Genomic DNA, 24,833 nt, shown 5'->3' with positions numbered 1-24,833 from the left:
TCAGGTACTCGGGACAGTGGTGACCGGGGCACGGCAGGACGCGCACGTGCCCCAGTAGATGACCTCGGCCTCGTCGACCGCGAAGCCGTGGTCGTCGGCCGGGTCGAGGCACGGGGCGTGCCCGACCGCGCAGTCGACGTCGGCGATCGCGCCGCACGCGCGGCACACCACGTGGTGGTGGTTGTCACCGACGCGGGCCTCGTAGCGGCTCACCGACCCGGACGGCTGGATGCGACGCACCAGGCCCGCCGTCGTCAGGGCACGCAGGACGTCGTACACGGCTTGGTGCGAGACCTCGCCGAGCTGGGCCCGGACGACGCCGATCACCGTGTCGGTGTCGGCGTGCGGGTGCTCGTGCACGGCCGCCAGCACGGCCACCCGCGGCTTCGTGACGCGGAGCGCGGTGGCACGCAGCATGTTCTCGACGTCCGGTGGGGTGGCCATGGGTCGAGTCTCACGCATTTTCTTGAATCAATCAAGAAAACGGACGACGTGGCCGGGACCGTGACCTCAGCGGTACGCCGCCACGGCCTCGCGCGCGAGGGCGATCGCGGCGTCGTCCCTGGTGTCGAGGTCCTCGTCGGCCTGGTCGTTGACCGCCACCTCGAGCACGACGTTCCCGACCCGGGCCACCACCGTCGCGTCCTCCGACCAGGAGGCGGCCGGGAAGAGGAGGGCCTGGTCGCCGAGGCCCGCCACCGGTCGCGGCTTCTCGTAGTAGACCGAGCGGCGCGCCAGCAGGTCGGTGAACGTGGCCCGGGCGAGCTGCGCGCCGGTGCGTCGCAGCAGCGCGCTGCCGCGAACCGCGTGCACGCCGACCTTGACGTACTTCGAGTACTGGGACTCGCCGTCGTCGATGACGATCGCTCCGTCACCCACGCCCCAGTAGCAACCGGCCGTGCGCCGCTCGGGGTCGACGGCCGCGCGCTGGTCGAGGCCACGGCTCGGGCCGACGAAGGCCGTGGCGGCGGCCGCGAGCGCTCGGCACACCGGGCGCGCCCGGGTCACGGCCCCGGCGCCCGGCGCGGGCAGGGTGGCGAGGTCGAGGTCGGCCTGCGCGAGCACGTCGGCCGCGGCGGCGACGGCGGTGTCCTCGAGCACGTAGCCGGGCACGGTGCCGCCCCGCACGTCGGTCGCGTCGGCCACGCCCTGCACCGAGACCTGGACGACGACGTTGCGCACGCGCACCACCAGGTGGACCTCGCCGTAGGCGCCCGGGCCGGTGAGCACGGACGCGTACGCCTCGTCGCCCAGCCCCTGCACCTCGCGGTAGCGGGGCGGGTCGACCGGCCCGGAGCCGTAGGGTCGCTCCCGCCGTGCCGACCGGATGCTCGCCTCGGCCGCCTCGACCGCGCTCGCGCCCGGATCGGCGGTCGGTTGGAAGACCTCGTAGCCGACCTCCAGGTCGCGGGTGACGCCCAGCGGCTCCTGCCGCTCGTACCACCGGCACCCGGCCTGGGCGGGGAGGTCGAGGCGGTGCAGCCCGAAGTCCGCGAGGGTCTGCACCGACGGGTGGCAGGTGTCGATGGCGCCGGGGCGGACGTCGTCGTCCTCCCACCGGGTCTCGTCGACCTGCGCACCGGTGTCGAGCTGGTCCCAGGTCGCCGAGGGCAGCTCGAGGTCGACGTCCTGCCCGGCCTCCGGGAGCCGGTAGGCGAGGAGCCCCTCGCTGCCGGCGACGACGAGGGTGTCGCTGGCGAGCGTCGCGTAGGCGAACGCCGACGCCTCGACGGACCCGAGCACGTCGACGTCGTCCACGTCGGCCATCGAGTGGCGGGTGACCACCACCCCGGTGCCGAAGGGACCGGCCGTGCTCAGCACCACCGGCCGGTCCTCGGGGTCGAACCCGACGAAGCCACCGCCGGCAGGGAAGCCCGACCAGCGTTCGGCACCGGTGTCCAGGTCGTAGGCGGCGAGCCCGCCGGAGCCGGTGGCCAGCGGCGACTGGAACCCGCGGGCGACCACGACGGCCCCGTCGTGCACGCCGAGGGACCTCGTGCCGGACAGCGAGTGGTCGATGGACTGCGGTCCGATCGGGGTCAGCGGCTCGCCGGTCCGCTCGTCGAGGCGCCACATCAGCTGGTGCCCGCGCTCGGAGGTCGAGAGGACGAGCGGGTCGGCGCTGACGATGGCGCCGGCGACGTTCTCCTCCACGAGCTCGACCACGGTGCGCGACCAGAGCTCCCTGCCGCTGTCGGCGTCGCGCATGGTCAGGCGCACGCGGGAGTGCCGGTCGAGCGCGGACGACGTCGCGATCAGCTGGCCGTCGGAGACGACCGAGGCCCCCCACCCGGTCAGGTCCGGGTCGACCGTGCGCAGCTCGCGGCCGGTGCGGAGGTCGAACCGCAGGGCGACGCTGTAGCAGCACGCGGTGATCACCGTGACCGTCGAGTCGCCGGCCTGGAGTGCCTCTTCGGCCCGCTCCGGGATGTCGTCCATCGGCTTCGGCATCCGGCGGTGCCAGCGCCAGGCGCCGGTGGCCGGGTCGACGACGCCCACCGACCGGCACGGGGCGTTCGGTCCGCGCCCGGTGTAGGTGACGACGATCGACCCGTCGGGTGCCGGACGGGCGGCGCAGACGCCCTGGACCGGCACCGCCCAGGCCCGGTCGCCGGTGGCGGGGTCGATGCCGACCACCTCGTCGTCGAGGGCCGCCGCGAGGCCGTCCCCGGTCGCCACCACGGCCGTGACGTCGTGCTGACCGATCGAGGAGATCGACCAGGCCGGATCGAGCGGCGCGACCTGGGGAGCGTCCGTGCCGGCCGGTTCCCTCTCGGCGTCCTCGCCGTCGCCCGAGCAGGCGGTCGCAGCGACGAGGACGAGCGCGAGAGCGACGCTCAGGAGGCGGGGCCGGGGCATGCGCCGGTCCTACCCCCGGCGGCAGCGGGCCACACCCGAGCCGCGGCGGCCGAGGTCGGGCGAGGGGTGGGAAAAGCACGAGAACGGCGACCCGTGGGCCGCCGTTCCGGTGGTTCTGTGTCCGAGGGGGGACTTGAACCCCCACGCCCTAATACGGGCACTAGCACCTCAAGCTAGCGCGTCTGCCAATTCCGCCACCCGGACGAGTGCGATCGGAACAGTAGCAAAGGGGCTCGTGGGGTTCCGCATCGGGGGACGCGGCGGTTGCTTCGCGTCGGTGCCAGGATGGGCGCATGGACTCGGAGCCCCGCACGACGCCCGCCGGTGACCCCGCCCACGACCCCGCGGGCGAGGTGGTCGAGCTGTGCCGTGAGCTGATCCGGATCGATACCAGCAACTACGGCGAGCCCGACGGCACCGGCGGTCCGGGGGAGCGCAAGGCCGCCGAGTACGTCGCCGCGCTGCTCGACGAGGTCGGCATCGAGTCCCGGCTCCTCGAGGCCACGCCGGGCCGCACGTCGGTCGTCGCACACTGGGGCGGCGCGGACTCCACCCGCACCGACGGGCTCCTGCTGCACGGCCACCTGGACGTCGTCCCGGCGGCCGCCGAGGACTGGCAGGTCGACCCGTTCAGCGGTGAGGTCCAGGACGGCTACGTCTGGGGTCGCGGCGCGGTCGACATGAAGGACTTCGACGCGATGCTGCTCTCCGTCGTGCGCGCGCGCCAGCGGGCCGGCGACGTGCCGGACCGGCCCGTCGTCCTCTGCTTCACCGCCGACGAGGAGGCCGGCGGCCACCACGGCGCCCAGGTGCTCGTCGAGCAGCACCGCGAGGAGCTCGAGGGGTGCACGGAGGCGGTCGGCGAGGTCGGCGGCTTCAGCACGACCGTGCGCGGACGTCGGCTGTACCTCATCGAGGCGGCCGAGAAGGGGATGGCCTGGATGCGGCTCACCGCCCGCGGCCGGGCCGGGCACGGCTCGATGATCAACGACGAGAACGCCGTGACCCGGCTGGCCGGTGCGGTGGCGCGGATCGGGGCCCACGAGTGGCCGGTGCGGCTCACCCCGACCATGGAGGTGCTGCTGGCGACCGTCGCCGACCTCGCCGGCGCCGAGGCGACCCCGGAGACCGCGCCGGCGCTGATCGAGGAGTTCGGCGGCGCCGCCCGGATGCTCGGCGCGGTGATCCGCAACACCGTCAACCCGACGCAGCTCGCGGCCGGCTACAAGGTCAACGTCATCCCGACCGAGGCGACCGCCCACCTCGACGGCCGGTTCCTGCCGGGCTACGAGGACGAGTTCTTCCAGACCCTGCGCGAGCTCTGCGGCGACGGCGTCGAGTGGGACTTCCTCTCCCACCAGCAGCCTTGGGAGACGCCGTACGACGGCGACCTGGTCGGCGCCATGACCCGCTCGATCCTCGCCGAGGACCCCGAGGGCATCGTCGCGCCGTACACGATGAGCGGCGGCACCGACGCCAAGCACTTCCGCAACCTCGGCCTGCGCTCCTACGGCTTCGCGCCGCTCCGGCTGCCCGCCGACCTCGACTTCACCGCGCTCTTCCACGGCGTCGACGAGCGGGTGCCGGTCGACGCCCTCGAGTTCGGAGCCCGGGTCTTCGACCGGTTCCTCGGCGACGTCTGAGTCCCCGCCCGGCCCGGGGTCCCGAGACCGTCCACCCGACCGCTGAGGTGGCGGCGGACGGGGAGCTCAGGCGGTGCGGACGGCGCGGATGATCTTGCGTCGCAGGACCACGCGACGGGTGCCGTCGGCACCGATGCGTACGCGGTCGAGCTCCCAGCCACCGTGCTCGGCGCGCTCGACGAGGAGCTTGGTGACGACGTTGCGCGAGAACTCGCGGGAGTAGGAGACCTTGTCGAACTCCCACACCACCCCCGGCCGCGGCGCCCGGCGGTCGGACCTCGTCATGCCACCGCTCCCCTCGAGACGTCGTCGAGGGCAGCGACGATCTCGTCGGGCAGGACCTTGTCGTCGGTGCCGAGCGCACCGCGGACCTGCTGTGCGGTGCGGGCCCCGACGATCGGGGCGGTGATGCCCGGCCGGTCGCGGACCCAGACGAGGGCGACCTCGAGCGGCGTCCAGCCGAGCCCCTCGGCGGCCCGGACGACGGCCTCGACGATCCGGGCGCTCTCGTCGTCGAGGTAGGCGCCGACGAAGCCGGCGAAGGTCGGGGAGGCGCCGCGGGAGTCGGACGGCGTGCCGGTGCGGTACTTGCCGGTCAGCACGCCGCGACCCAGCGGCGACCACGGCAGCACCCCGAGACCGAGCGCGGCGCAGGCGGGCAGCACCTCGCGCTCGACCCCGCGGTTGAGCAGGGAGTACTCGACCTGGGTCGAGGCCAGCGTGGCGCGGCCGGGGACGGCGCGCTGCCAGGTGGCGGACTGGGCGGTCTGCCACCCGCTGTAGTTCGAGACGCCGACGTAGGACGCCCGGCCGGAGGACTGGGCGAGGTCGAGCGCGGTGAGGGTCTCCTCCAGCGGTGTCTCGTCGCTCCAGACGTGCACCTGCCACAGGTCGACGTGGTCGACCCCCAACCGGGCCAGCGAGGCGTCGAGCGTGGTGAGCAGGTGGCCGCGCGAGGTGTCGGTACGCCGTTCGCCGGAGCGTCGGGAGATGCCCGCCTTGGTCGCGAGGACGATCTCGTCGCGGGCGACGACGTCGCCGATGAACGAGCCGACCAGGCGCTCGGAGTCGCCGTCGGTGTAGCCCGCGGCGGTGTCGACGAGCGTGCCGCCGGCCTCGGCGAAGGCGATGAGCTGGTCGCGGGCCTCGTGCTCGTCGGTGTCACGACCCCACGTCATCGTGCCGAGCCCCAGGCGGGAGACCCGCAGACCGGTGGAGCCCAGGGAGCGCTGCTGCATGACTGAAAACCTAGACGAACACGCCAGGGCTCGGCGCGGTGGCTCGCGGGCACGACCACTACCGTTGTGCGGGTGTTGGAGCTGCTGCAGGCCGTCGTGCTCGGGGTCATCCAAGGTCTGACGGAGTTCCTGCCGATCTCCAGCAGCGCCCACCTGCGCATCTACCCGGAGGTGTTCGGGTGGGGCGACCCGGGCGCGGCGTTCACCGCTGTCATCCAGATCGGCACCGAGCTGGCCGTGCTGATCTACTTCCGCGAGGACATCTGGCGGATCGCCTCGATGTGGGTGCGCTCGCTCCTCAAGCCCGAGCTGCGCGGGCACATCGACGCCCGGATGGGCTGGTTCATCATCATCGGGTCGCTGCCGATCGTCGTCCTCGGGATCCTCCTCAAGGACCTCATCGAGCGCGACTTCCGCAACCTGTGGATCATCGCCACGACCCTGATCGTGATGGGCGTCGTGCTCGGCCTCGCGGACCGGTTCGGGCGCACCGAGAAGGCGATCAAGCAGATGACGCTGCGCGACGCCGTCCTGATGGGTGCGGCGCAGGCGATGGCGCTGGTGCCCGGGGTGTCCCGCTCGGGCGCCACGCTGTCGATGGGCCGGGCCCTCGGCTACGACCGCGAGGCCGCCACCCGCTACGCGTTCCTGCTCGCCATCCCGGCCGTCGTCGGCGCGGGGCTGTTCGAGCTCAAGGAGATCCCCGGCGGCGACAACCCCTACGGCTGGGGTCCCACCCTGGTCGGCACGGTCGTGTCCTTCGTCGTCGGGTACGCCGCCATCGCGTGGCTGCTGCGCTACGTCTCGACCCGGTCCTACACGCCGTTCGTGCTCTACCGCGTCGCGCTCGGCATCGCGACCCTGGCGCTGCTGGCCACCGGCGTCCTCGTGGCCTGAGCCGGTCCTCCGGGGTCCTACAGCCAGCCGGAGCGCTTGAAGAACCAGAACAGCATCGCGGCGACGCCGCCCATCAGCAGCAGGGCGAACGGGTAGCCGAAGGTCCACCTCAGCTCGGGCATGTGCTCGAAGTTCATCCCGTAGACGCCGGCGATGAGCGTCGGCACCACGACCAGCGCGGCCCCGGCCGAGATGCGGCGCATGTCGTCGTTCTGCTGCACCGAGATCGCGGCGACGTGGGCGTCGAAGGCGGTCGAGAGGAGCTGGTCGAGGGTGTCGACGGCCTCGGCGGCCTGGGTCAGGTGGTCGACGACGTCGCGGAAGAACGGCGCGGCCTCCTCGTTCTCCGCGCCCGGCACCGTGCCGGAGGCGAACCGGCGCATCGGCTCGCGCAGCGGCATCACCGCCCGCCGGACCTCCGCGATCTCGCGCTTGAGCGTGTAGATGCGCGCCGAGTCCTTGGTGCGCTCGTCGGAGAAGACCGACTCCTCGACCTCGTCGACGTCCTCCTGGAGGTCCTCGACGACGTCGAGGTACGCGTCGACGACGGTGTCGCACACGGCGTAGACGACCGAGACCGGACCCTTGGTGAGGACGCGCTCGGTGTGCTCGAGGAACCGGCGCGCGGTCTGCAGTTGCGATCCCTTCCCGTGCCGGACGGTGATCACGAAGTCGTGGCCCACGAACATGTTGATCTCACCGGTCTCCACGGCGTCGTCCTCGTCGACGTACCAGAGCGTCTTGAGCACGAGGAACAGGTCGTCGCCGTACTGCTCGAGCTTGGGCCGCTGGTGGGCCTTGACGGCGTCCTCGACGGCGAGGCGGTGCAGCCCGAACGCCTCCGCGACCTCGCCGAGCTCGATCTCGCTGGGCTGGTAGAGGCCGAGCCACACGAAGCCGTCCTCGGACGCCGCCGCGGCACGCAGGGCCGGGTAGTCGTGCGACGCACAGTCGACGGGGAGCCGGACGCCGTGCCGGTAGACGGCGCTGTCGACGATCACGCGCTCACGGTAGACCTTCTAGAGTCCAGAGCATGGCAACCGTGATCCTCGTCCGACACGGCCGGACGACGGCCAACGCGTCGGGCATGCTCGCCGGCCGGCTCGCCGGCGTCCGCCTCGACGACGTCGGCGCCGAGCAGGCCACCCGGGCGGGGGAGCGGATCGCACCGGTCCGGCTGGCCGGGGTCCTGAGCAGCCCGCTCGAGCGTTGCCGGCAGACGGCCAAGGCGCTCCTCGCCGGTCGCGACGACGAGCTGAAGGTCCTCACCGACAAGGGGATCTCGGAGTGCGACTACGGCGAGTGGCAGGGCCGCCAGCTCAAGGACCTCGCCAAGGAGCCGCTGTGGCGGACCGTGCAGAGCCAGCCCTCGGCGGCGGTCTTCCCGGGAGGGGAGTCGATGGCGACGATGCAGGCCCGGTCGGTCGCCGCGATCCGTCGTCACGACGCCGCGATCGAGGCCGAGCACGGTGCGGGCGCCGTCTGGGTCGCGGTCAGCCACGGCGACATCATCAAGTCGGTGCTCGCCGACGCCCTCGGCATGCACCTCGACCTCTTCCAGCGGATCAACGTCGACCCGGCGTCGCTCTCCATCATCCGCTACACCGCGTCGCGGCCCTACGTGCTGGCCACCAACACCCACGCCGGCGACCTGGCCTGGCTCAACCCGCCGCCGGCCAGGAAGGGACGCCGCCGCCGCGCGAGCGCCGACGCCCCGGTGGGCGGCGGCGCGGGCCCCGGCACGCCGCCAGGCACCGTCTCCTAGGCTGGTCAGCATGCCGATCGTCCATCGCTTCGACCCGCCGGAGCGCTTCGTCACCGGGACCGTCGGTGAGCCCGGCGCCCGCACCTTCTTCCTGCAGGCCCGCACCGGTGTCCGCGTCACGTCGGTCTCCCTGGAGAAGCAGCAGGTGGCCGCGCTCGCCGAGCGCGTCGACGAGCTGCTCGACGAGGTGATGACGACGTCGACGTCCCAGGTCGTCCCCGCCGTCGCCCCCCTCGGGCTCGAGGACTCCGCGCCGCTCGAGCAACCCATCGAGGAGGAGTTCCGCGCCGGCACGATGACGCTGTCGTGGGACCCGAACGACGAGCGCGTGGTCATCGAGGTCTTCCCCTTCAGCGAGGTCGCGGCAATCACGCCCGACGAGGCCGACGAGGAGGTCGAGGAGCCCGAGCCCGAGGAGGTCTTCCTCGTGCGGATCACGCCGGCCGCCGCGCGCTCGTTCGTGCAGCGCGCCGAGCAGGTCCTCGAGGCGGGCCGGCCGACCTGCCCGTTCTGCGGCGAGCCGATCGACCCCGAGGGCCACCTGTGCGTGCGCGCCAACGGGTTCCGGCGTCGCGACCCGCAGGCACCCTGAGGTCCGGCGGGCACGAGGTGGCCGAGCTGGAGCTGCGTGGGCGGATCATGCCCGCGTCGAACGCGACGTTCCTGGGTGACCTCGACGGCACCAAGGTCGTCTACAAGCCGATCGCGGGGGAGCGGCCCCTGTGGGACTTCCCCGACGGCACCCTCGCCGACCGCGAGGTGGCGGCGTACGCCGTCTCGCAGGCGACCGGCTGGGACGTGATCCCGCGCACCTGGCTCGGCGAGGGGCCGCACGGCACCGGGATGCTCCAGGAGTGGCAGGAGCCGGATCCCGAGCAGGACGCGGTGACGCTCGTGCGCGGCGCGGCGGTGCCGGAGGGGTTCCTGGCGGTCTTCGACGGGCTCGACGAGCACGACCGCGAGGTCACGCTGGTGCACGAGGACGGTGCGGCGCTGCGCCGGATGGCCGTGCTCGACGTCATCACCAACAACGCCGACCGCAAGGGCGGCCACGTGCTCGAGATGACCTCCGGGCACCGCTACGGCGTCGACCACGGGCTGACCTTCCACCACGAGCCCAAGCTGCGCACCGTGCTGTGGGGCTGGCACGGCCGTCCCCTGGACGACGAGCACGTCGACGGCGTCGCGCGGGTGGTCGCGGCCGTCGGTGCCGAGCTGGGCGACGTCCTGGCCGACCACCTGACCGACCTGGAGATCGACACCCTGGTCCGCCGCTGCCGTCGGCTGCTCGACCGCGGCGTGATGCCGGTGCCCCGGGGCGAGTACCCCGCGATCCCGTGGCCACCCTTCTGAGGGCACCGCACGGCGGGGAACCGTCGGACGCGCCGCCGCGCGAGGCGGGGCGGAGCGCGGCACCACCGGCCGGCGTGCCGCGGCCGGGGCCGGCGCGGGGTCGCCACGACCCACCACCGCGCGGCGGACGGCTCCCGGGTCACTAGAGTTCGCCCCATGCGTTCCTGGCCCGCCCCGGAGGTCCCGCCCCTCGCCGTCACCGCCCCGGCGGTCGTCCTGCACGACACCGCCAGCCAGGGCCGCGTCACCGTGGGTCCGGGTGAGACCGGGGTCGCCCGCCTCTACGTCTGCGGCATCACCCCCTACGACGCCACCCACCTCGGCCACGCGGCCACCTACGTCGGCTACGACCTGCTGCTGCGGGCCTGGCGCAACGCCGGCCACGAGGTCAGCTACGTGCAGAACGTCACCGACGTCGACGACCCGCTGCTCGAGCGGGCCGCGAAGGTGCGGATCGACTGGGTCGAGCTGGCCGAGCGGGAGACCGAGCTGTTCCGCCAGGACATGCAGGCGCTGCGTGTCCTGCCGCCGGCCCACTACGTCGGCGCGGTCGAGTCGATCCCGCTCGCCGTGGCGATGATCCAGGAGCTCGAGGCGGCGGGTGCGGTCTACCGCGTCGGGCAGGACCTGTACTACGAGGTCGCGGCCGACCCGGCGTTCGGTCAGGAGTCCGGCTACGACCGCGAGACGATGCTCCGCTTCTTCGGCGAGCGCGGCGGCGACCCCGACACCCCCGGCAAGCGCGACCCGCTCGACTGCGTCGTCTGGCGCGGCGAGCGCGAGGGCGAGCCGTCGTGGGACAGCCCGTTCGGCCCCGGCCGCCCGGGGTGGCACATCGAGTGCGCCGCCATCGCGCGCCACCACCTCGGCGCCGGCTTCGAGGTCCAGGCCGGCGGCAGCGACCTGATCTTCCCGCACCACGAGATGTGTGCCGGCCACGCCCAGACGCTGACGCCCGGCACGCCGTTCGCGCAGGTCTACAGCCACTCCGGCATGGTCGGCTACGACGGCGAGAAGATGTCGAAGTCCCGCGGCAACCTCGTCTTCGTCTCCGCCCTGCGCAACAGCGACATCGACCCGATGGCGATCCGGCTGGCGCTGCTGCGCCACCACGTCCGCAGCGACTGGGAGTGGACCGACGCCGAGCTCTTCGACGCCGTCGACGCCCTGGCGCTGTGGCGCAAGGCCGTCGCCCTCGGCGCCGGCGCCCCGGCCGCGCCGGTGGTCACCGAGGTGCTCGCCGCCCTGGCCGACGACCTGGACGCCCCGCGCGCCCTGGCCGCCGTCGACGGCTGGGTGGCCGCCACCCTCGGCACCGACGGTCTCGCCGACAACTCCGACCCCGACGCCGCCCTCGCGATCGTCGCGGTCGTCGACGCGGCGCTCGGCGTCCTGCTCTAGGCGCCTCCGCCGGCGGTCCCCGGCCCGGGATTTCCCCGGTCGACCGGGGATCCCTGAACTTGGGGGCCGGGATATCGGCCGCCCAGTTCAGATTTCCCCGGTCGACCGGGGAAATCCCGCCCCCGTCCGGCCGCCCCCGTTCGGCCGCCCCCGTTCGGCCGCCCCCGTCAGGCCGGGCCGGGCCCGACGTCGGGCTCGTCGCCGCGCCGCTTGAGGTAGCGCTCGAACTCGCGGGCGATCGCCTCGCCGGAGGCCTCCGGGAGGTCGGCGGTGTCGCGGGTCTCCTCGAGGGAGCGGACGTACTCGGCGATGTCCTCGTCCTCCTCGGCGAGCTCGTCGACGCCGCGCTCCCAGGCGCGGGCGTCGTCGGGGAGGTCGAGGAGGGGGATCGAGACCTCGAGGAGGTTCTCGAGCTGACCCAGCAGCGCCAGCGTCGCCTTCGGGCACGGCGGCTGCGCCACGTAGTGGGGGACGGCCGCCCAGTAGGACACCGCCGGGACGTCGAGCCGCACGCACGCGTCCTGGAAGACGCCGACGATCCCGGTCGGCCCCTCGTACGTCGACGGCTCGAGCTTGAGCCGGTCGACCAGCTCGGGCTCGGTGGCGGTCCCGGAGACCGGGATCGGCCGGGTGTGCGGGGTGTCGGCGAGCAGCGCGCCCAGGGTGACGACGAGCTCGCCGCCGAGCTCGTCGCACACCGCGAGCAGCTCGGCGCAGAACTGGCGCCACCGCATGCTCGGCTCGATGCCGCGAATCAGGATGACGTCGCGGTCGAGGTCGGGCGGGGAGGCGATCGCGATCTGCGTCGTGGGCCAGATGATCTTGCGGTGCCCGTTGTCGTCGATGGTCACCGCGGGCCGGTTCACCTGGAAGTCGTAGAAGTCCTCGGGGTCGACGGTGCCGACCACGCGCGCGTTCCAGACCTCGACCAGGTGGTCGATGACCGACGAGGCCGCGTCCGCGGCGTCGTTCCAGCCCTCGAAGGCGGCGATCACCAGGGGTGCCACCAGGTCGGACGTCTCGTCGATCTCGATCACCCGGGAAGCCTATAAGGGGGAGCGGCGTTGTCCTGGAGACCGACCGTGGAGACGTCGCGGGGATTTCGCGGTGTTCGGCGCCGGTGTCACGATTTGGGCAGGCTGTCCACGACCCGGACGGCGCACCGCATGCTCGTAGTCCGAGCCATCACGAGGAGAGCCGTTGTCCGACCTGCGTCCCGACGCCACCGACGAGCTGACTGCGCTGCTGCAGGAACGGATCGTGGTGCTCGACGGCGCCATGGGGACGGCGATCCAGCGCGACCGCCCCTCCGAGGCCGGCTACCGCGGCGACCGGTTCGCCGACTGGCCGAGCGACCTGCAGGGCAACAACGACCTCCTGACGCTCACCCAGCCCGACATCATCGCCGGCATCCACCGCGAGTACCTCGAGGCCGGCGCCGACATGATCGAGACCAACACCTTCAACGCGAACCGGGTCTCGCTGGCCGACTACGGCATGCAGGACCTGGCCCGCGAGCTGAACGTCGAGGCCGCGCGCCTGGCGCGCCGGGTCGCCGACGAGGTCGCCGAGGAGACCGGCCGGCCGCGCTACGTCGCCGGCGCGCTCGGCCCGACGACGCGCACCGCCTCGATCAGCCCCGACGTCAACGACCCCGGCGCCCGCAACGTCTCGTGGGACGACCTGGTGGCGGCGTACCTGGAGGCGGCGCGCGGACTGGTCGACGGCGGGTCCGACCTGATCTTCATCGAGACCATCTTCGACACCCTCAACGCCAAGGCCGCGATCTTCGCCGTCGAGACCCTCTTCGAGGAGCAGGGGCGTCGCTGGCCGGTCGTGATCTCCGGCACCATCACCGACGCGTCCGGCCGCACCCTGTCGGGCCAGGTGACCGAGGCCTTCTGGGACTCCGTGCGCCACGCCCGGCCGCTCGCCGTGGGCCTCAACTGCGCGCTCGGGGCCAAGGACATGCGCCCCTACATCGCCGAGATGAGCCGGCTGGCCGACACCTTCGTGTCCTGCTACCCGAACGCCGGGCTGCCCAACGCCTTCGGTGAGTACGACGAGTCGCCCGAGGAGACCGCGGCGATGCTCGCCGAGTTCGCGGACGCCGGGTTCGTCAACCTGGCCGGCGGCTGCTGCGGCACCACGCCCGACCACATCGCCGCGATCGCGGGCGCGGTCGAGGGCAAGACCCGCCGCGAGCGCGCCGTCGTCCAGCCGGCCATGCGCCTGTCGGGGCTCGAGCCGTTCACCATCGACGAGTCCAGCCTGTTCGTGAACGTCGGCGAGCGCACCAACATCACCGGCTCGGCGAAGTTCCGCAACCTCATCAAGGACGGCGACTACGACGCCGCCCTCGCGGTGGCCTCCCAGCAGGTCGAGAACGGCGCGCAGGTCATCGACGTCAACATGGACGAGGGCATGATCGACGGCGTCGCGGCCATGGACCGCTTCACCAAGCTGATCGCCAGCGAGCCCGACATCAGCCGGGTCCCGGTGATGGTCGACTCCTCCAAGTGGGAGGTCATCGAGGCCGGCCTGAAGAACGTCCAGGGCAAGGCCATCGTCAACTCGATCTCCATGAAGGAGGGCGAGGAGAAGTTCCGCGAGCAGGCGCAGCTGGTCCGGAAGTACGGCGCCGCCGCGGTCGTGATGGCCTTCGACGAGGACGGCCAGGCCGACAACCTCGAGCGCCGCAAGGCCATCTGCGAGCGGGCCTACCGGATCCTGGTCGACGAGGTCGGCTTCCCGGCCGAGGACATCATCTTCGACCCGAACGTCTTCGCCGTCGCGACCGGCATCGAGGAGCACGCCTCCTACGGCCTGGACTTCATCGAGGCCACCCGCTGGATCAAGCAGAACCTGCCCGGCGCGAAGGTGTCCGGCGGCATCTCCAACGTGAGCTTCTCGTTCCGGGGCAACAACCCGGTGCGCGAGGCGATCCACGCCGTCTTCCTGTTCCACGCGATCGAGGCCGGCCTCGACATGGGCATCGTCAACGCCGGGGCGCTGGTCGTCTACGACCAGGTCGAGCCCGAGCTGCGCGAGCGGATCGAGGACGTCGTCCTCAACCGTCGCCCCGACGCCGCCGAGCGGCTCCTCGAGATCGCCGAGGCCCACAACAAGGTGGGCCAGGTCGTCGAGGCGGCCACCGAGGAGTGGCGCGAGCTGCCCGTCGGCGAGCGGATCACCCACGCCCTGGTGAAGGGCCTCGACGCCCACGTCGAGTCCGACACCGAGCAGCTGCGCCGGGAGATCGCCGAGCGCGGTGGCCGGCCGATCGAGGTCATCGAGGGCCCGCTGATGGACGGCATGAACGTCGTCGGCGACCTGTTCGGCGCCGGCAAGATGTTCCTGCCGCAGGTCGTGAAGTCCGCGCGGGTGATGAAGAAGGCCGTCGCCTACCTGATCCCGTTCATCGAGCAGGAGAAGGCCGACTTCGTCGCGGCCGGCGGGGTCGCGACCAGCGACAAGGAGACCAACGGCACCATCGTGATGGCGACCGTCAAGGGCGACGTCCACGACATCGGCAAGAACATCGTCGGCGTGGTGCTGCAGTGCAACAACTACGAGGTCATCGACCTCGGCGTGATGGTGCCGGCGCAGAAGATCCTCGACACCGCCGCGGAGGTGCAGGCCGACATCATCGGGCTCTCCGGCCTGATCACCCCCTCGCTCGACGAGATGGTCAACCTGGCCACCGAGATGCAGCGCCAGGGCCTGACGATCCCGCTCCTGATCGGCGGCGCGACGACGTCGCGCGCCCACACGGCCGTCAAGGTCGACCCGCGCTACGACGGCCCGGTCGTCTGGGTCAAGGACGCCTCGCGCTCCGTCCCGACCGCGGCCGCGCTGCTCCACGAGACCAAGCGCGTGACGCTGATGGCCGACGTGAAGACCGACTACGACGCGCTGCGCGCCCGGCACGCCAACAAGGGCGACCGCAAGCTGATCTCCTTCGACGCGGCCAGGGCCGACGCGACGCCGGTCGACTGGACGACGTACGTGCCGCCCAGCCCGAAGCAGCCCGGCATCCACGTGCTCGACGACTACGACATCGCCGAGCTGCGCGACTACATCGACTGGCAGCCGTTCTTCAACGCCTGGGAGATGAAGGGCAAGTTCCCCGACATCCTCAACAGCCCCAGTGCGGGCGAGGCGGCACGCAGGCTCTACGACGACGCGCAGGTCATGCTCGACCGGATGATCGCCGAGAAGTGGGTCACCGCCCGCGGCGTCTACGGCTTCCTGCCCGCGGCCGCCGACCCCGACTGCCGTGACGACACCCTCGTGTACGCCGACGACGACCGCACCGAGGTGCGCGCCGTCCTGCACCACCTGCGTCAGCAGGGCGAGCACCGCCAGGGCATCCCGCACAAGTCGCTCGGCGACTTCGTCGCGCCCGCGGACGCCGGGGTGGCCGACCACGTCGGTGGCTTCGCCGTGACGACCGGCATCGGCCTGCCGGCGCGCGTCCAGGCGTTCAAGGACGACCTCGACGACTACAGCGCGATCCTGCTGGAGTCGCTGGCCGACCGGCTCGCGGAGGCGTTCGCGGAGCGGCTGCACCAGCGGGTCCGCACCGAGTTCTGGGGCCACGTGCCCGACGAGCAGCTCAGCAACGCCGACCTGATCGCCGAGAAGTACGACGGCATCCGCCCCGCGCCGGGCTACCCCGCCTGCCCCGACCACACCGAGAAGCTCACCCTGTGGGACCTCCTCGACGTCGAGGCCGCGACCGGCATCACCCTCACCGAGTCGATGGCGATGTGGCCGGGCGCCTCGGTGTCGGGCTGGTACTTCAGCCACCCGCAGTCGCAGTACTTCGTCGTCGGCCGCCTCGGCCGCGACCAGGTCGCCGACTACGCCGCCCGCAAGGGATGGACGGTGGCCGAGGCCGAGCGCTGGCTCTCACCCAACCTGGGCTACGAGCCGGAGGACTGAGCGTGACGACGCGACCCGCGGCCGTGCTGTGGGACATGGACGGCACCCTGGTCGACACCGAGCCCTACTGGATCCGGACCCAGTTCGAGATGGCCGAGCGGCACGGCGGCACGTGGAGCCACGAGCTCGCCCTCGAGCTGGTCGGCAGCGACCTGCTCGCCTCGGGTCGCTTCATCCGCGAGCACATGCCGCTCGACCTGCCGGCCGAGGAGATCGTTGAGATGATGCTCGACGGCGTCGTCCGGCTGGTCGCGCAGGAGGTGCCGTGGCGCCCGGGCGGGCGCGAGCTCCTCGCGTCGCTGCGCGCCGACGGTGTGCCGTGCGCGCTGGTGACGATGTCCTACGAGCGCTTCGTCGTCCCGATCCTCGAGCACCTGCCGGCCGGCTCCTTCCAGGTCGTCGTCACCGGCGACCAGGTCAGCCGCGGCAAGCCCGACCCCGAGCCCTACCTCACCGCGGCCCGGCTGCTCGGCGTGGACGCCGGCGACTGCCTGGCCATCGAGGACTCGCCGACCGGCGCCCGCTCGGCCGAGGCCGCCGGGTGCACCGTGCTCGTCGTCCCCCACCACGTGCCGGTCGGACCGGGGGAGCGGAGAGTCTTCGCCGACACCCTCGCCGACCTCGCCGTGACCGACCTGGCGGCGTACCTCCTGCCGGTCTGAGCGCGCCCGACCGGAGATGCTGCGGCCCCTCCCGGCGCCGGCAAGACGGATTGTTGTCAATTCGCGACCCGGTGAGGCGTCGGCGAGGGTGACGCGGGTGACGCGGGGGGAGTACGTTGCCGGGGTTCTGCTCACACCCCCTGGAGGTCGACGCAACGTGAATCGCCCACGCAAGCTCCTGGCACTCGCCGGTGCCAGTGCCCTGATCGTCACCCTCGCCGCGTGCGGTGACGGCGAGCGGGAGACCGACAGCGGCAACAGCGGCAACAGCGGCAACAGCGGAGACAGCGGGGGCGGGTCCGGCGACGCCGGCTCCAGCGCACCGTGGACGCTCGGCACCACCGAGTCCGTCACCGCCATGGACCCGGCCGGCTCCTACGACTTCGGCTCCTGGAACATGCAGTACAACATCTTCGAGCAGCTCCTCACGATCCCCGCCGGCGCCGACGAGCCCGTCGGTGACGCCGCCGAGTCGTGCGACTACGACGACCCGGAGACCATCACCTGCACCCTGCGCGAGGGCCTGACGTTCTCCAACGGCAACGAGCTGACGTCGTCCGACGTCCTCTTCTCGCTCCAGCGCAACCTCGAGATCAACGACCCCAACGGGTCCTCGGTCCTGCTCGGCTCGATCAGCAACGGCGACGCCGAGAACCAGGCGCTGGCCGACGGTGCGATCGAGACGCCCGACGACCTGACGGTGGTCTTCCACCTCAACCAGCCCGACACCACCTTCCTCAAGCTGCTGTCGACCGCGACGACGTCCATCGTCGACGAGGAGTCGTTCCCGGCCGACGCCCTGGCCGCCGACGACGCCGTGATCGGCTCCGGTCCCTACGCGCTCGAGTCCTTCAAGAAGGGCGAGCAGGCCGTGCTCGTCGCCAACGAGAGCTACGAAGGCGAGCGGGCCGGTGCGGCGCCGCAGATCTTCGTCACCTACTTCAGCGACCCGGCCGCCCTGCGCACCGCGATCGCCTCCGAGCAGGTCGACATCGCGTGGCGCACGCTCAGCCCGACCGACCTGAACTCCCTCGAGGAGGAGGGCACGGTCGACGTGCTGCGCGGCGAGGGATCCGAGTTCCGCTACTGGGTGTGGCAGACCGGCAAGGGCGGTCCGGGCAAGGACGTCGCCGTCCGCCAGGCCTCGGCGCAGCTGATCGACCGCCAGGCCATCGCCGACAACGCCTACGACGGCACCGTCACGCCGTCGCTGTCGATCGTCCCGCCCGGCTTCGCCGGTCAGAAGGACTCCTTCAGCGAGGTCTACGGCGACGCTCCCGACGTCGAGGCGGCCAAGGCCATCCTCGACGAGGCCGGCGTGACCACCCCGGTGAAGATCACCCTCGGCTACACCCCGACCCACTACGGCCCCAACGCCGTCGACGAGGCCACCGAGTTCGCCGACCAGCTCAACGAGAGCGGCCTGTTCGAGGTCGAGCTCGCCGACGCCGAGTGGGAGGAGTACCAGACGCTCTACAAGGAGGGCGCCTACGACCTCTTCATCCTCGGCTGGTACCCCGACATCCTGGACGCCGACAACTACCTGACGCCGTTCATCCGCGACGGTGGGTTCTTCGAGAACGGCTACTCGAACCCCGAGGTCAACTCGCTGCTCGACCAGGAGCTCGGTGAGACCGACACCGCGACCCGCGACGAGCAGATCGCCCAGCTGCAGGACATCACCGCCAACGACGTCCCGCTGATCCCGTCGTGGAACGGTCAGAACGTCGCCGTGGCGACGAGCAAGATGAGCGGCGTCGAGGAGACCCTCGACCCGACCTACATCTTCCGCTTCTGGGGGATCAGCAAGGGCGAGTGACCCCGCTCGCCGGTCCGGACCGGTCGGGGGCGTCGGCAGCCTGCATCGCTGACGCCCCCGGCCGCACGTCGTCCGGCGGCTGTCCCACCCACCCACCGCGACCGAAACCGGTCCCGGTCCCGACAGGAGGCCCATGAGCGCCGCGTCCGGGTCACTGCCCCGCTACATCCTCGTCCGGCTGCTGCTGGTCATCCCGATGATGTGGGTGCTGCTGACCCTCGTCTTCCTGCTGCTGCGGGTGGCGCCCGGTGACCCGGTCACCGCTGCCGTCGGCGACAAGCTCGGCCCCGAGGAGCTCGACGCCCGGCGCGCCGCGCTCGGCCTCGACCGCCCGATGATCGTGCAGTACCTCGAGTACCTCGGCGACGCGGCCCGGTTCGACTTCGGCACCACCATCAGCGACCGCCGTCCGGTCCTGGAGATCATCCAGGCCCAGGGCGGCGCGACCCTGACGCTCACCGTGGGCGCGTTCCTCTTCGCCTGCCTGATCGGCATCCCGCTCGGTCGGGTCGCCGGCCGGCGCCGCGACACCCCGCTGGACGCAGGCATCCGGCTCTTCGGCGTCGTCTCCTACGCCGCTCCGGTGTTCTGGGTCGGGCTGATGCTGGTCGGACTCGTCGTCAAGTACGTGCCGGGGTGGCCGACGTTCGGCATCGCCGACCCGGAGACCATCTTCTACGTGCCGGACAAGACCGGCATCCTGCTGCTCGACGCGATCATCGCCAACGACCGGATCTCGATCGTCGACATCCTCCAGCACCACGTGCTGCCGTGCTTCACGCTCGGCCTGCTGCTCTCGGGCGTGATCATCCGGCTCGTCCGGGTCAACCTGATCCGCACCCTCGGCGACGACTACGTCGAGGCCGCGCGCGCCCGCGGCATCCCCGAGCGCCAGGTCATCCGCAAGCACGCGTTCCGCAACGCGCTGGTCCCGGTGATCACCGTCATCGGCCTCCAGTTCGCGCTCACGCTCTCCGGAGCGATCCTCACCGAGCGGACGTTCAACTGGCCGGGCCTGGGCGACACCCTCGTCGACTACATCACCGCGCGCGACTACATCGCGATCCAGGGGCTGGTCACCTTCTTCGCCCTGGCGATCGTGGTGGTCAGCCTGCTCGTCGACATCCTCAACGCCCTCGTCGACCCGCGAGTGAGGTACTGATGCGCGCTCCCCGCTTCGTCTCCACGATCTGGAACACCAAGGGCATGGCCCGGTGGATCCTGCTCGTCGGCGTCCTGATCACCGCGGTCTTCCTGCTGTTCGCCCTGTGCGCGCCGTGGATCGCGCCCTACGACTTCAACCAGACCAAGGTCGACGGGGTGAAGTTCCCCAAGCTCGCGTCGCCGTCCGGCGACCACTGGCTCGGGACCAACGACCAGTTCTACGACATCTACTCGCGTGTCGTCTGGGGCGCCCGGACGGCGGTGCTCGTCGTCCTGCTGTCGATCGTGCTGTCGGCCATCGTCGGCGTGCTGCTCGGCCTGGTCTCCGGCTACGTCGGCGGCTGGTTCGACCGGATCACGCTGTTCCTGATGGACGCGCTGTACTCGTTCCCGTCCCTGCTGCTCGCGATCGTCTTCTCGTTCATGCTGCGCGAGCGGATCGGCGGTGGCATCGTCGCGGCGGCACTGTCGCTGACGGCCATCTACATCCCGCAGTACTACCGCGTGGTGCGCAACACCACGGTCGCCGCGCGCGAGGCCACCTACGTCGAGGCCGCCAAGGCGATCGGTGCGAAGCCGGCCACGATCATGCGGAAGTACCTGTTCGGCAACGTCGTGCAGTCGGTCCCCGTGATCGGCACCCTGAACGCCGCCGATGCCCTCGGCACGCTGGCCGCCCTCGGGTTCCTGGGGCTCGGGATCGCCCCCAACGAGGCCTCCGACTGGGGCTACGACCTCAGCCGCGCCCTCGACGACGTCTCGGCCGGCAACTTCGCCCCCGCGCTGTGGCCCGGGCTGGCGATCATCCTGCTCGTCACCGGCCTCACGCTCGTGGGGGAGGGCCTCAACGAGACCCTCAACCCGGCGCTGCGTCGTCGCCGGCTCCAGAAGGTGACCCTCCCGCCCCGCGACACCACCGACCCGGAGGTCGTCCGATGACGAGCCTGACCAAGGACCAGACCCCGGCGAGGCCGGGCGGCCCGGTGCTCGAGGTGCGCGACCTGCGGGTCTGGTACGGCACCGACCGCGGACCCGTCCGCGCCGTCGACGGCGTCACCTTCGACCTGCGACCCGGCGAGATCCTCGGGCTGGTCGGGGAGTCCGGCTGCGGCAAGTCGACGCTGGGACGCGGCCTCCTCGGCCTGCTGCCCGAGGGTGCCGCCCGCGACGGCGAGCTGCGCTTCCGCGGCAAGGACATGCTGACCCTGCGCCGCAGGGAGCAGTACCGGATGCGCGGCAGCGAGCTCGGGATGATCTTCCAGGAGCCGCTGACGCGACTGAACCCGATGATGCGGATCAGCGACCACTTCGCCGAGACCCTGCGCGCCCACGAGCGCCGGATCAGCAAGGCCGACGTGGAGCAGCGCTCCCTCGAGGCGCTGCGGGTCATGGGGATCCCGCCCACCCGGTTCCGGGCCTACCCGCACGAGTTCTCCGGCGGCATGCGGCAGCGGATCATGATCGCGCTGGCGCTGGTGCTGCGCCCGGCGTTCGTCGTCGCCGACGAGCCGACCACCGCGCTCGACGTGCTCGTCGAGGCCCAGATCATCCGGATCCTGCACAACCTGCGCGCGACCTACGACACCTCGATGCTGCTGATCACCCACAACCTCGGGATCGTCGCCGAGGCGTGCGACCGCGTCGCGGTGATGTACGCCGGCAAGGTCGTGGAGATCGGCCCGGCGCGGGAGGTCTTCTCGAACCCGCAGCACTCCTACACCCGGGAGCTGCTGCGCTCGACGATCTCCCTGTCCACGACCGGGCTGAACTTCATCGACGGCGCTCCTCCCGACCTGACCGACCCGCCGAGCGGGTGCCACTTCCACCCCCGGTGCCCCGACGCCATGCAGATCTGTGCGACCACCGAGCCGCCGGTCCGGGACCTGCCCGGCGGCGTCCGGGCGGCGTGCTGGGCTGCCGAGGTCGCCCACGGGCGCACCCTCGACGAGGACGCCCGCCGCCCGCTCCCGAGAGAGGCGATCTCCGTTGCCGACGAAGCCTGAGTCACCCGACCTGTCCCAGGAGGACGCCGGACCCGGCGACGACGTGCCGCCCGGCCCCGTCATCGAGACCGACGGACTCGAGGTCCACTACCGGCTGCAGGGTGGTGCCCTGGCCCGCGTGCTCGGGCTCCGCACCCGCACCGTCAAGGCGCTCGACGGCGTCACCGTGCAGCTGCACCGCGGCGAGGTCCTCGGCGTCGTCGGCGAGTCCGGGAGCGGCAAGACGACCCTCGGGCGGGCGCTGCTCGGCCTGGCACCGTCGACCCAGGGCTCGATCACCTACCGCGGACGCGACGGCGAGCGGCTGGTGTCGCACATGAAGGGCGCCGAGCTCCGCCGGCTCCGCACCGACGTCCAGATGGTCTTCCAGGACCCCAGCGCGGCGCTCAACCCGTCGATGACGATCGAGCAGGCCGTCGGGCACCCGCTCGTCGTCCACAAGATCGCCCGCGGCGCCGAGCTCCGACGCCGGGTCCACGAGGCCCTCGAGCGGGTCGGGCTCGCGCCGGTCGAGCGGTTCGCCTCGAAGTACCCCTCCGACCTGTCGGGGGGGCAGAAGCAGCGCGCGGTCATCGCCCGGGCGATCATCCTCGACCCGGAGGTGCTCGTGGCCGACGAGCCGATCTCGATGCTCGACATGAGCGTGCGGGCCAAGATCCTGCAGCTGATGCTCGACCTGAAGCGCGACCTCGGGCTCAGCTACGTCTACATCACCCACGACCTGGCGAGCGCGAAGTACTTCTGCGACCGGATCGCGATCATGTACCTGGGGCGGGTCGTCGAGATCGGGCCGACCGAGGAGATCTTCGCGAACCCCCGCCACCCGTACACGAAGGCGCTGCTCAAGGCGATCCCCGACCCCGACCCCGAGCGGATGCTGCCGCGCGACCTCCCGCGCGGCGAGATCCCGGACGCCGCCGAGCCGCCGCTGGGCTGCTCGTTCCACCCCCGCTGCCCCGAGGCGGTGGCGGCGTGCGGCTGGGAGTCGCGCGACCTGCGCGTCGTCCTGGACCAGCACTGGACCGAGCGCGGCGCCGACTTCGACACCGAGCGACGACTCGTCGGCGACCTCGACCACCTCGACGCGCCGTCGAAGAGGGCGACCCTCGGCAAGGGCGACCCCGCCGCCGTCCTGGCGCTGATGGAGGGCGTGCGCGCCGAGAACCCCGACGAGCCGCTCTGGAACGGCGTCCGGTCGATGGAGTCCGACGGCTCGAAGGTCGTCGTGGAGTTCGAGGAGGGTGTCGACCCGGCGTTGCGCCGCGCCGGCGGCGTCGACGTGGCGTGCGTGCTCTACCCGGACGGCGCCGGCTCGGACACCGCAGCCTCGGACTGAGGCACCCCGGGGGAGCCGGCCTCGCCGACGGTCGGCTCGGGCAGGGGCGGGGGAGTGCCGCCCCAGGCCGGGCAGATCGCCCGGTGGGCGCACCAACCGCACAGGGGACCGCGCTGCGGCTGCCAGTCGCCGGTCTGCTGGGCGTGGGTGATCGCGCGCCAGACGGCCTCGACCTTGCGCTCGGTCGCGAGCAGGTCGTGCTCGTCGGGCTCGTAGGTGATCACCTCGCCGCTGCCGAGGTAGACCAGCTGGAGCATCCGGGGCACGACGCCGCGGCTGCGCCACAGCGCCAGCGCGTAGAACCGGAGCTGGAAGAGCGGGCGGCTCTCGAATCCCTCGCGCGGGGCCTTGCCCGTCTTGTAGTCGTTGAGTCGCAGTGCACCGTCGGGGGCCTCGTCGACCCGGTCGATGAACCCGCGCAGCAGCAGCTTGGACTCGAGCAGCGCCTCGACGTACAGCTCACGCTCGGCGGGCTCGAGGCGGCGCGGGTCCTCGAGGTCGTACCAGCGGCGCACGGAGTCGCGGCAGCTCACCAGCCACTGGGCGGCGTCGGGGGCGGGGCCGGCGAACATCAGGGCGGCCTCCGGGTGGTCGAGCAGGATCTGCTCCCACACCTGCGCCACCATCTCCTGCGCCCGCTCGGGCGTCCGCTCGACGGCGGGCAGGTCGAAGATGTCCTCGAGGACCTGGTGCACCACGGTGCCCCGCATCGCGTCGACCGACGGCGGCTCCGGGAGCCGGTCGACGGTGCGGAACCGGTAGAGCAGCGGACAGCTGAGGAAGTCCGCCGCCCGGCTCGGCGACAGCGCACCGAGGACGTCGACGCCGTCGACCTTGGTCGAGAGGCGCTCGGCCGGCGACGCTCGGTCGACCGCGCCGGTGCCGGTCGCCGTGATGCCCATGACGCCAGCGTAGGCGGCGGCACGGACAGCCGGTCGGGAGTCGCCACGAGCCGACACCTCGCGGGGTGGGGTGGTCTCGCTCCGTTGGTCGAGCCGCGGGGACGGAGTCACCGCGAGTCGAGACCTCGCGGGTGGGGTGGTCTCGACTCGGCTCGCTGGCGCTCGCCGGCTCGACCAGCGGTGTGGCGCGTTCCGGTGGTCGAGCCGCGGGGACGGAGTCACCGCGAGTCGAGACCTCGCGGGTGGGGTGGTCTCGACTCGGCTCGCTGGCGCTCGCCGGCTCGACCAACGGTGTGGCGGGTTCCGGTGGTCGAGCCGCGGGGACGGAGTCACCGCGAGTCGAGACTCTCGCAGGGTGGGGTGGTCTCGACTCGGCTCGCTGACGCTCGCCGGCTCGACCAACGAGGGGCGCGTTCCGGTGGTCGAGCCGCGGGGACGGAGTCACCGCGAGTCGAGACCCTCGCAAGTGGGGTGGTCTCGACTCGGCTCGCTGGCGCTCGCCGGCTCGACCAGCGGTGTGGGGCGTTCCGGTGGTCGAGCCGCGGGGACGGAGTCACCGCGAGTCGAGACCTCGCGGGGTGGGGTGGTCTCGACTCGGCTCGCTGGCGCTCGCCGGCTCGACCAGCGGTGTGGGGCGTTCCGGTGGTCGAGCCGCGGGGACGGAGTCACCGCGAGTCGAGACCTGGTGGGTGGGGTGGTCTCGACTCGGCTCGCTGACGCTCGCCGGCTCGACCAACGGGGGCTCCGACCGACGGGGGCGCTCCGACCAACGGGGTGTTCCGGTGGTCGAGCCGCGGGGACGGAGTCACCGCGAGTCGAGACCCTCGCGGGGTGGGGTGGTCTC

20 protein-coding genes and 1 tRNA gene are annotated in these 24,833 nt (G+C 72.1%); 13 read left to right on the top strand and 8 right to left on the bottom strand.

Annotated elements, in window-relative coordinates:
• The 3 genes from E4623_RS08420 to E4623_RS08410 all read right to left on the bottom strand — a co-directional run bounded on the left by E4623_RS08420 (position 1) and on the right by E4623_RS08410 (position 3,063).
• Entirely contained in the window at positions 1-444 is a 444-nt protein-coding gene (locus E4623_RS08420) for a Fur family transcriptional regulator (RefSeq protein ID WP_134766056.1), read from the bottom strand.
• 66 nt (positions 445-510) lie between these two features.
• Entirely contained in the window at positions 511-2,859 is a 2,349-nt protein-coding gene (locus tag E4623_RS08415; RefSeq protein WP_134766055.1) for a PQQ-binding-like beta-propeller repeat protein, read from the bottom strand.
• 118 nt (positions 2,860-2,977) lie between these two features.
• Positions 2,978-3,063, bottom strand: a tRNA-Leu gene (locus tag E4623_RS08410).
• An 89-nt stretch (positions 3,064-3,152) separates the two neighbouring features.
• Between E4623_RS08410 and E4623_RS08405 the strand changes: the two genes are divergently transcribed.
• Positions 3,153-4,502 carry a M20/M25/M40 family metallo-hydrolase gene (locus E4623_RS08405; RefSeq protein WP_134766054.1) on the top strand — a complete coding sequence of 450 codons (1,350 nt, stop codon included), beginning with the start codon at positions 3,153-3,155 and terminating at the stop codon, positions 4,500-4,502.
• A 66-nt stretch (positions 4,503-4,568) separates the two neighbouring features.
• Here E4623_RS08405 and E4623_RS08400 read toward each other — a convergent pair whose 3' ends face one another.
• Both E4623_RS08400 and E4623_RS08395 read right to left on the bottom strand, forming a co-directional pair.
• Entirely contained in the window at positions 4,569-4,787 is a 219-nt protein-coding gene (locus tag E4623_RS08400) for a DUF5703 family protein (RefSeq protein WP_134766053.1), read from the bottom strand.
• Positions 4,784-5,740, bottom strand: coding sequence for an aldo/keto reductase (locus E4623_RS08395; RefSeq protein ID WP_134766052.1), 957 nt, complete (start codon positions 5,738-5,740; stop codon positions 4,784-4,786). The genes E4623_RS08400 and E4623_RS08395 overlap by 4 nt, the downstream gene beginning before the upstream one ends.
• A 72-nt stretch (positions 5,741-5,812) precedes the next feature.
• Here E4623_RS08395 and E4623_RS08390 point away from each other — a divergent pair, with 72 nt between their 5' ends.
• Positions 5,813-6,637: an undecaprenyl-diphosphate phosphatase gene (locus tag E4623_RS08390; RefSeq protein WP_134766051.1), complete on the top strand. Its 825-nt coding sequence runs from the start codon at positions 5,813-5,815 to the stop codon at positions 6,635-6,637.
• Positions 6,638-6,654: 17 nt separating this feature from the next.
• Here the strand turns inward: E4623_RS08390 and corA are convergent, their stop codons facing one another.
• Positions 6,655-7,638, bottom strand: a complete 984-nt coding sequence (corA, locus tag E4623_RS08385) for a magnesium/cobalt transporter CorA (protein WP_134766050.1) — start codon at positions 7,636-7,638, stop codon at positions 6,655-6,657.
• A 32-nt stretch (positions 7,639-7,670) separates the two neighbouring features.
• Here corA and E4623_RS08380 point away from each other — a divergent pair, with 32 nt between their 5' ends.
• The 4 genes from E4623_RS08380 to mshC all read left to right on the top strand — a co-directional run bounded on the left by E4623_RS08380 (position 7,671) and on the right by mshC (position 11,156).
• Entirely contained in the window at positions 7,671-8,402 is a 732-nt protein-coding gene (locus E4623_RS08380) for a histidine phosphatase family protein (protein WP_134766049.1), read from the top strand.
• 10 nt (positions 8,403-8,412) lie between these two features.
• On the top strand, positions 8,413-8,994 hold the full coding sequence (locus E4623_RS08375) for a DUF3090 domain-containing protein (protein WP_134766048.1): 582 nt from the start codon (positions 8,413-8,415) through the stop codon (positions 8,992-8,994).
• A 17-nt stretch (positions 8,995-9,011) separates the two neighbouring features.
• Positions 9,012-9,755, top strand: coding sequence for an SCO1664 family protein (locus E4623_RS08370; protein WP_245154972.1), 744 nt, complete (start codon positions 9,012-9,014; stop codon positions 9,753-9,755).
• A gap of 156 nt (positions 9,756-9,911) precedes the next feature.
• Positions 9,912-11,156 (top strand): cysteine--1-D-myo-inosityl 2-amino-2-deoxy-alpha-D-glucopyranoside ligase, encoded by a 1,245-nt coding sequence (mshC, locus tag E4623_RS08365; protein ID WP_134766047.1) that lies wholly within the window; start codon positions 9,912-9,914, stop codon positions 11,154-11,156.
• Between the two features lie 167 nt (positions 11,157-11,323).
• Here the strand turns inward: mshC and E4623_RS08360 are convergent, their stop codons facing one another.
• A complete protein-coding gene (locus E4623_RS08360; protein ID WP_134766046.1) occupies positions 11,324-12,193 on the bottom strand; it encodes a PAC2 family protein in 870 nt (289 codons plus the stop codon).
• A gap of 163 nt (positions 12,194-12,356) precedes the next feature.
• Here E4623_RS08360 and metH point away from each other — a divergent pair, with 163 nt between their 5' ends.
• From metH to E4623_RS08325, 7 genes are all read left to right on the top strand, one after another.
• Positions 12,357-16,103: a methionine synthase gene (gene metH, locus E4623_RS08355; RefSeq protein WP_134766045.1), complete on the top strand. Its 3,747-nt coding sequence runs from the start codon at positions 12,357-12,359 to the stop codon at positions 16,101-16,103.
• Between the two features lie 2 nt (positions 16,104-16,105).
• On the top strand, positions 16,106-16,765 hold the full coding sequence (locus tag E4623_RS08350; RefSeq protein WP_245154971.1) for an HAD family phosphatase: 660 nt from the start codon (positions 16,106-16,108) through the stop codon (positions 16,763-16,765).
• 157 nt (positions 16,766-16,922) lie between these two features.
• Entirely contained in the window at positions 16,923-18,584 is a 1,662-nt protein-coding gene (locus E4623_RS08345) for an ABC transporter substrate-binding protein (RefSeq protein ID WP_134766044.1), read from the top strand.
• Between the two features lie 133 nt (positions 18,585-18,717).
• A complete protein-coding gene (locus E4623_RS08340; protein ID WP_134766043.1) occupies positions 18,718-19,746 on the top strand; it encodes an ABC transporter permease in 1,029 nt (342 codons plus the stop codon).
• Positions 19,746-20,687, top strand: coding sequence for an ABC transporter permease (locus E4623_RS08335; RefSeq protein WP_134766042.1), 942 nt, complete (start codon positions 19,746-19,748; stop codon positions 20,685-20,687). The genes E4623_RS08340 and E4623_RS08335 overlap by 1 nt, the downstream gene beginning before the upstream one ends.
• Complete coding sequence (locus E4623_RS08330; protein WP_134766041.1) at positions 20,684-21,751, top strand: ABC transporter ATP-binding protein; 1,068 nt, start codon at positions 20,684-20,686, stop codon at positions 21,749-21,751. The genes E4623_RS08335 and E4623_RS08330 overlap by 4 nt, the downstream gene beginning before the upstream one ends.
• Entirely contained in the window at positions 21,735-23,087 is a 1,353-nt protein-coding gene (locus E4623_RS08325; RefSeq protein WP_134766040.1) for an ABC transporter ATP-binding protein, read from the top strand. Before E4623_RS08330 ends, E4623_RS08325 begins: the two co-directional genes overlap by 17 nt.
• Here E4623_RS08325 and E4623_RS08320 read toward each other — a convergent pair.
• A complete protein-coding gene (locus E4623_RS08320; protein WP_134766039.1) occupies positions 23,045-23,989 on the bottom strand; it encodes a PD-(D/E)XK nuclease family protein in 945 nt (314 codons plus the stop codon). The genes E4623_RS08325 and E4623_RS08320 overlap by 43 nt on opposite strands.
• Positions 23,990-24,833: the final 844 nt, after the last annotated feature.

This window comes from Nocardioides sp. 1609 (genome assembly GCF_004522105.1).
GTDB lineage: Bacteria > Actinomycetota > Actinomycetes > Propionibacteriales > Nocardioidaceae > Nocardioides.
The sequence above is the reverse complement of the archived record's forward strand: the minus strand, read 5'-3'. Positions and strand labels throughout refer to the sequence as shown.

Bases quoted from the DNA above. Each gene is read 5' to 3' on its own strand.
- E4623_RS08395 (WP_134766052.1), bottom strand. From the start codon at position 5,740: ATGCAGCAGCGCTCCCTGGGCTCCACCGGTCTGCGGGTCTCCCGCCTG.
- E4623_RS08340 (WP_134766043.1), top strand. From the start codon at position 18,718: ATGAGCGCCGCGTCCGGGTCACTGCCCCGCTACATCCTCGTCCGGCTG.
- E4623_RS08415 (WP_134766055.1), bottom strand. From the start codon at position 2,859: ATGCCCCGGCCCCGCCTCCTGAGCGTCGCTCTCGCGCTCGTCCTCGTC.
- E4623_RS08335 (WP_134766042.1), top strand. From the start codon at position 19,746: ATGCGCGCTCCCCGCTTCGTCTCCACGATCTGGAACACCAAGGGCATG.
- E4623_RS08400 (WP_134766053.1), bottom strand. From the start codon at position 4,787: ATGACGAGGTCCGACCGCCGGGCGCCGCGGCCGGGGGTGGTGTGGGAG.
- E4623_RS08320 (WP_134766039.1), bottom strand. From the start codon at position 23,989: ATGGGCATCACGGCGACCGGCACCGGCGCGGTCGACCGAGCGTCGCCG.
- mshC (WP_134766047.1), top strand. From the start codon at position 9,912: ATGCGTTCCTGGCCCGCCCCGGAGGTCCCGCCCCTCGCCGTCACCGCC.
- E4623_RS08405 (WP_134766054.1), top strand. From the start codon at position 3,153: ATGGACTCGGAGCCCCGCACGACGCCCGCCGGTGACCCCGCCCACGAC.
- E4623_RS08330 (WP_134766041.1), top strand. From the start codon at position 20,684: ATGACGAGCCTGACCAAGGACCAGACCCCGGCGAGGCCGGGCGGCCCG.
- E4623_RS08420 (WP_134766056.1), bottom strand. From the start codon at position 444: ATGGCCACCCCACCGGACGTCGAGAACATGCTGCGTGCCACCGCGCTC.
- E4623_RS08380 (WP_134766049.1), top strand. From the start codon at position 7,671: ATGGCAACCGTGATCCTCGTCCGACACGGCCGGACGACGGCCAACGCG.
- E4623_RS08375 (WP_134766048.1), top strand. From the start codon at position 8,413: ATGCCGATCGTCCATCGCTTCGACCCGCCGGAGCGCTTCGTCACCGGG.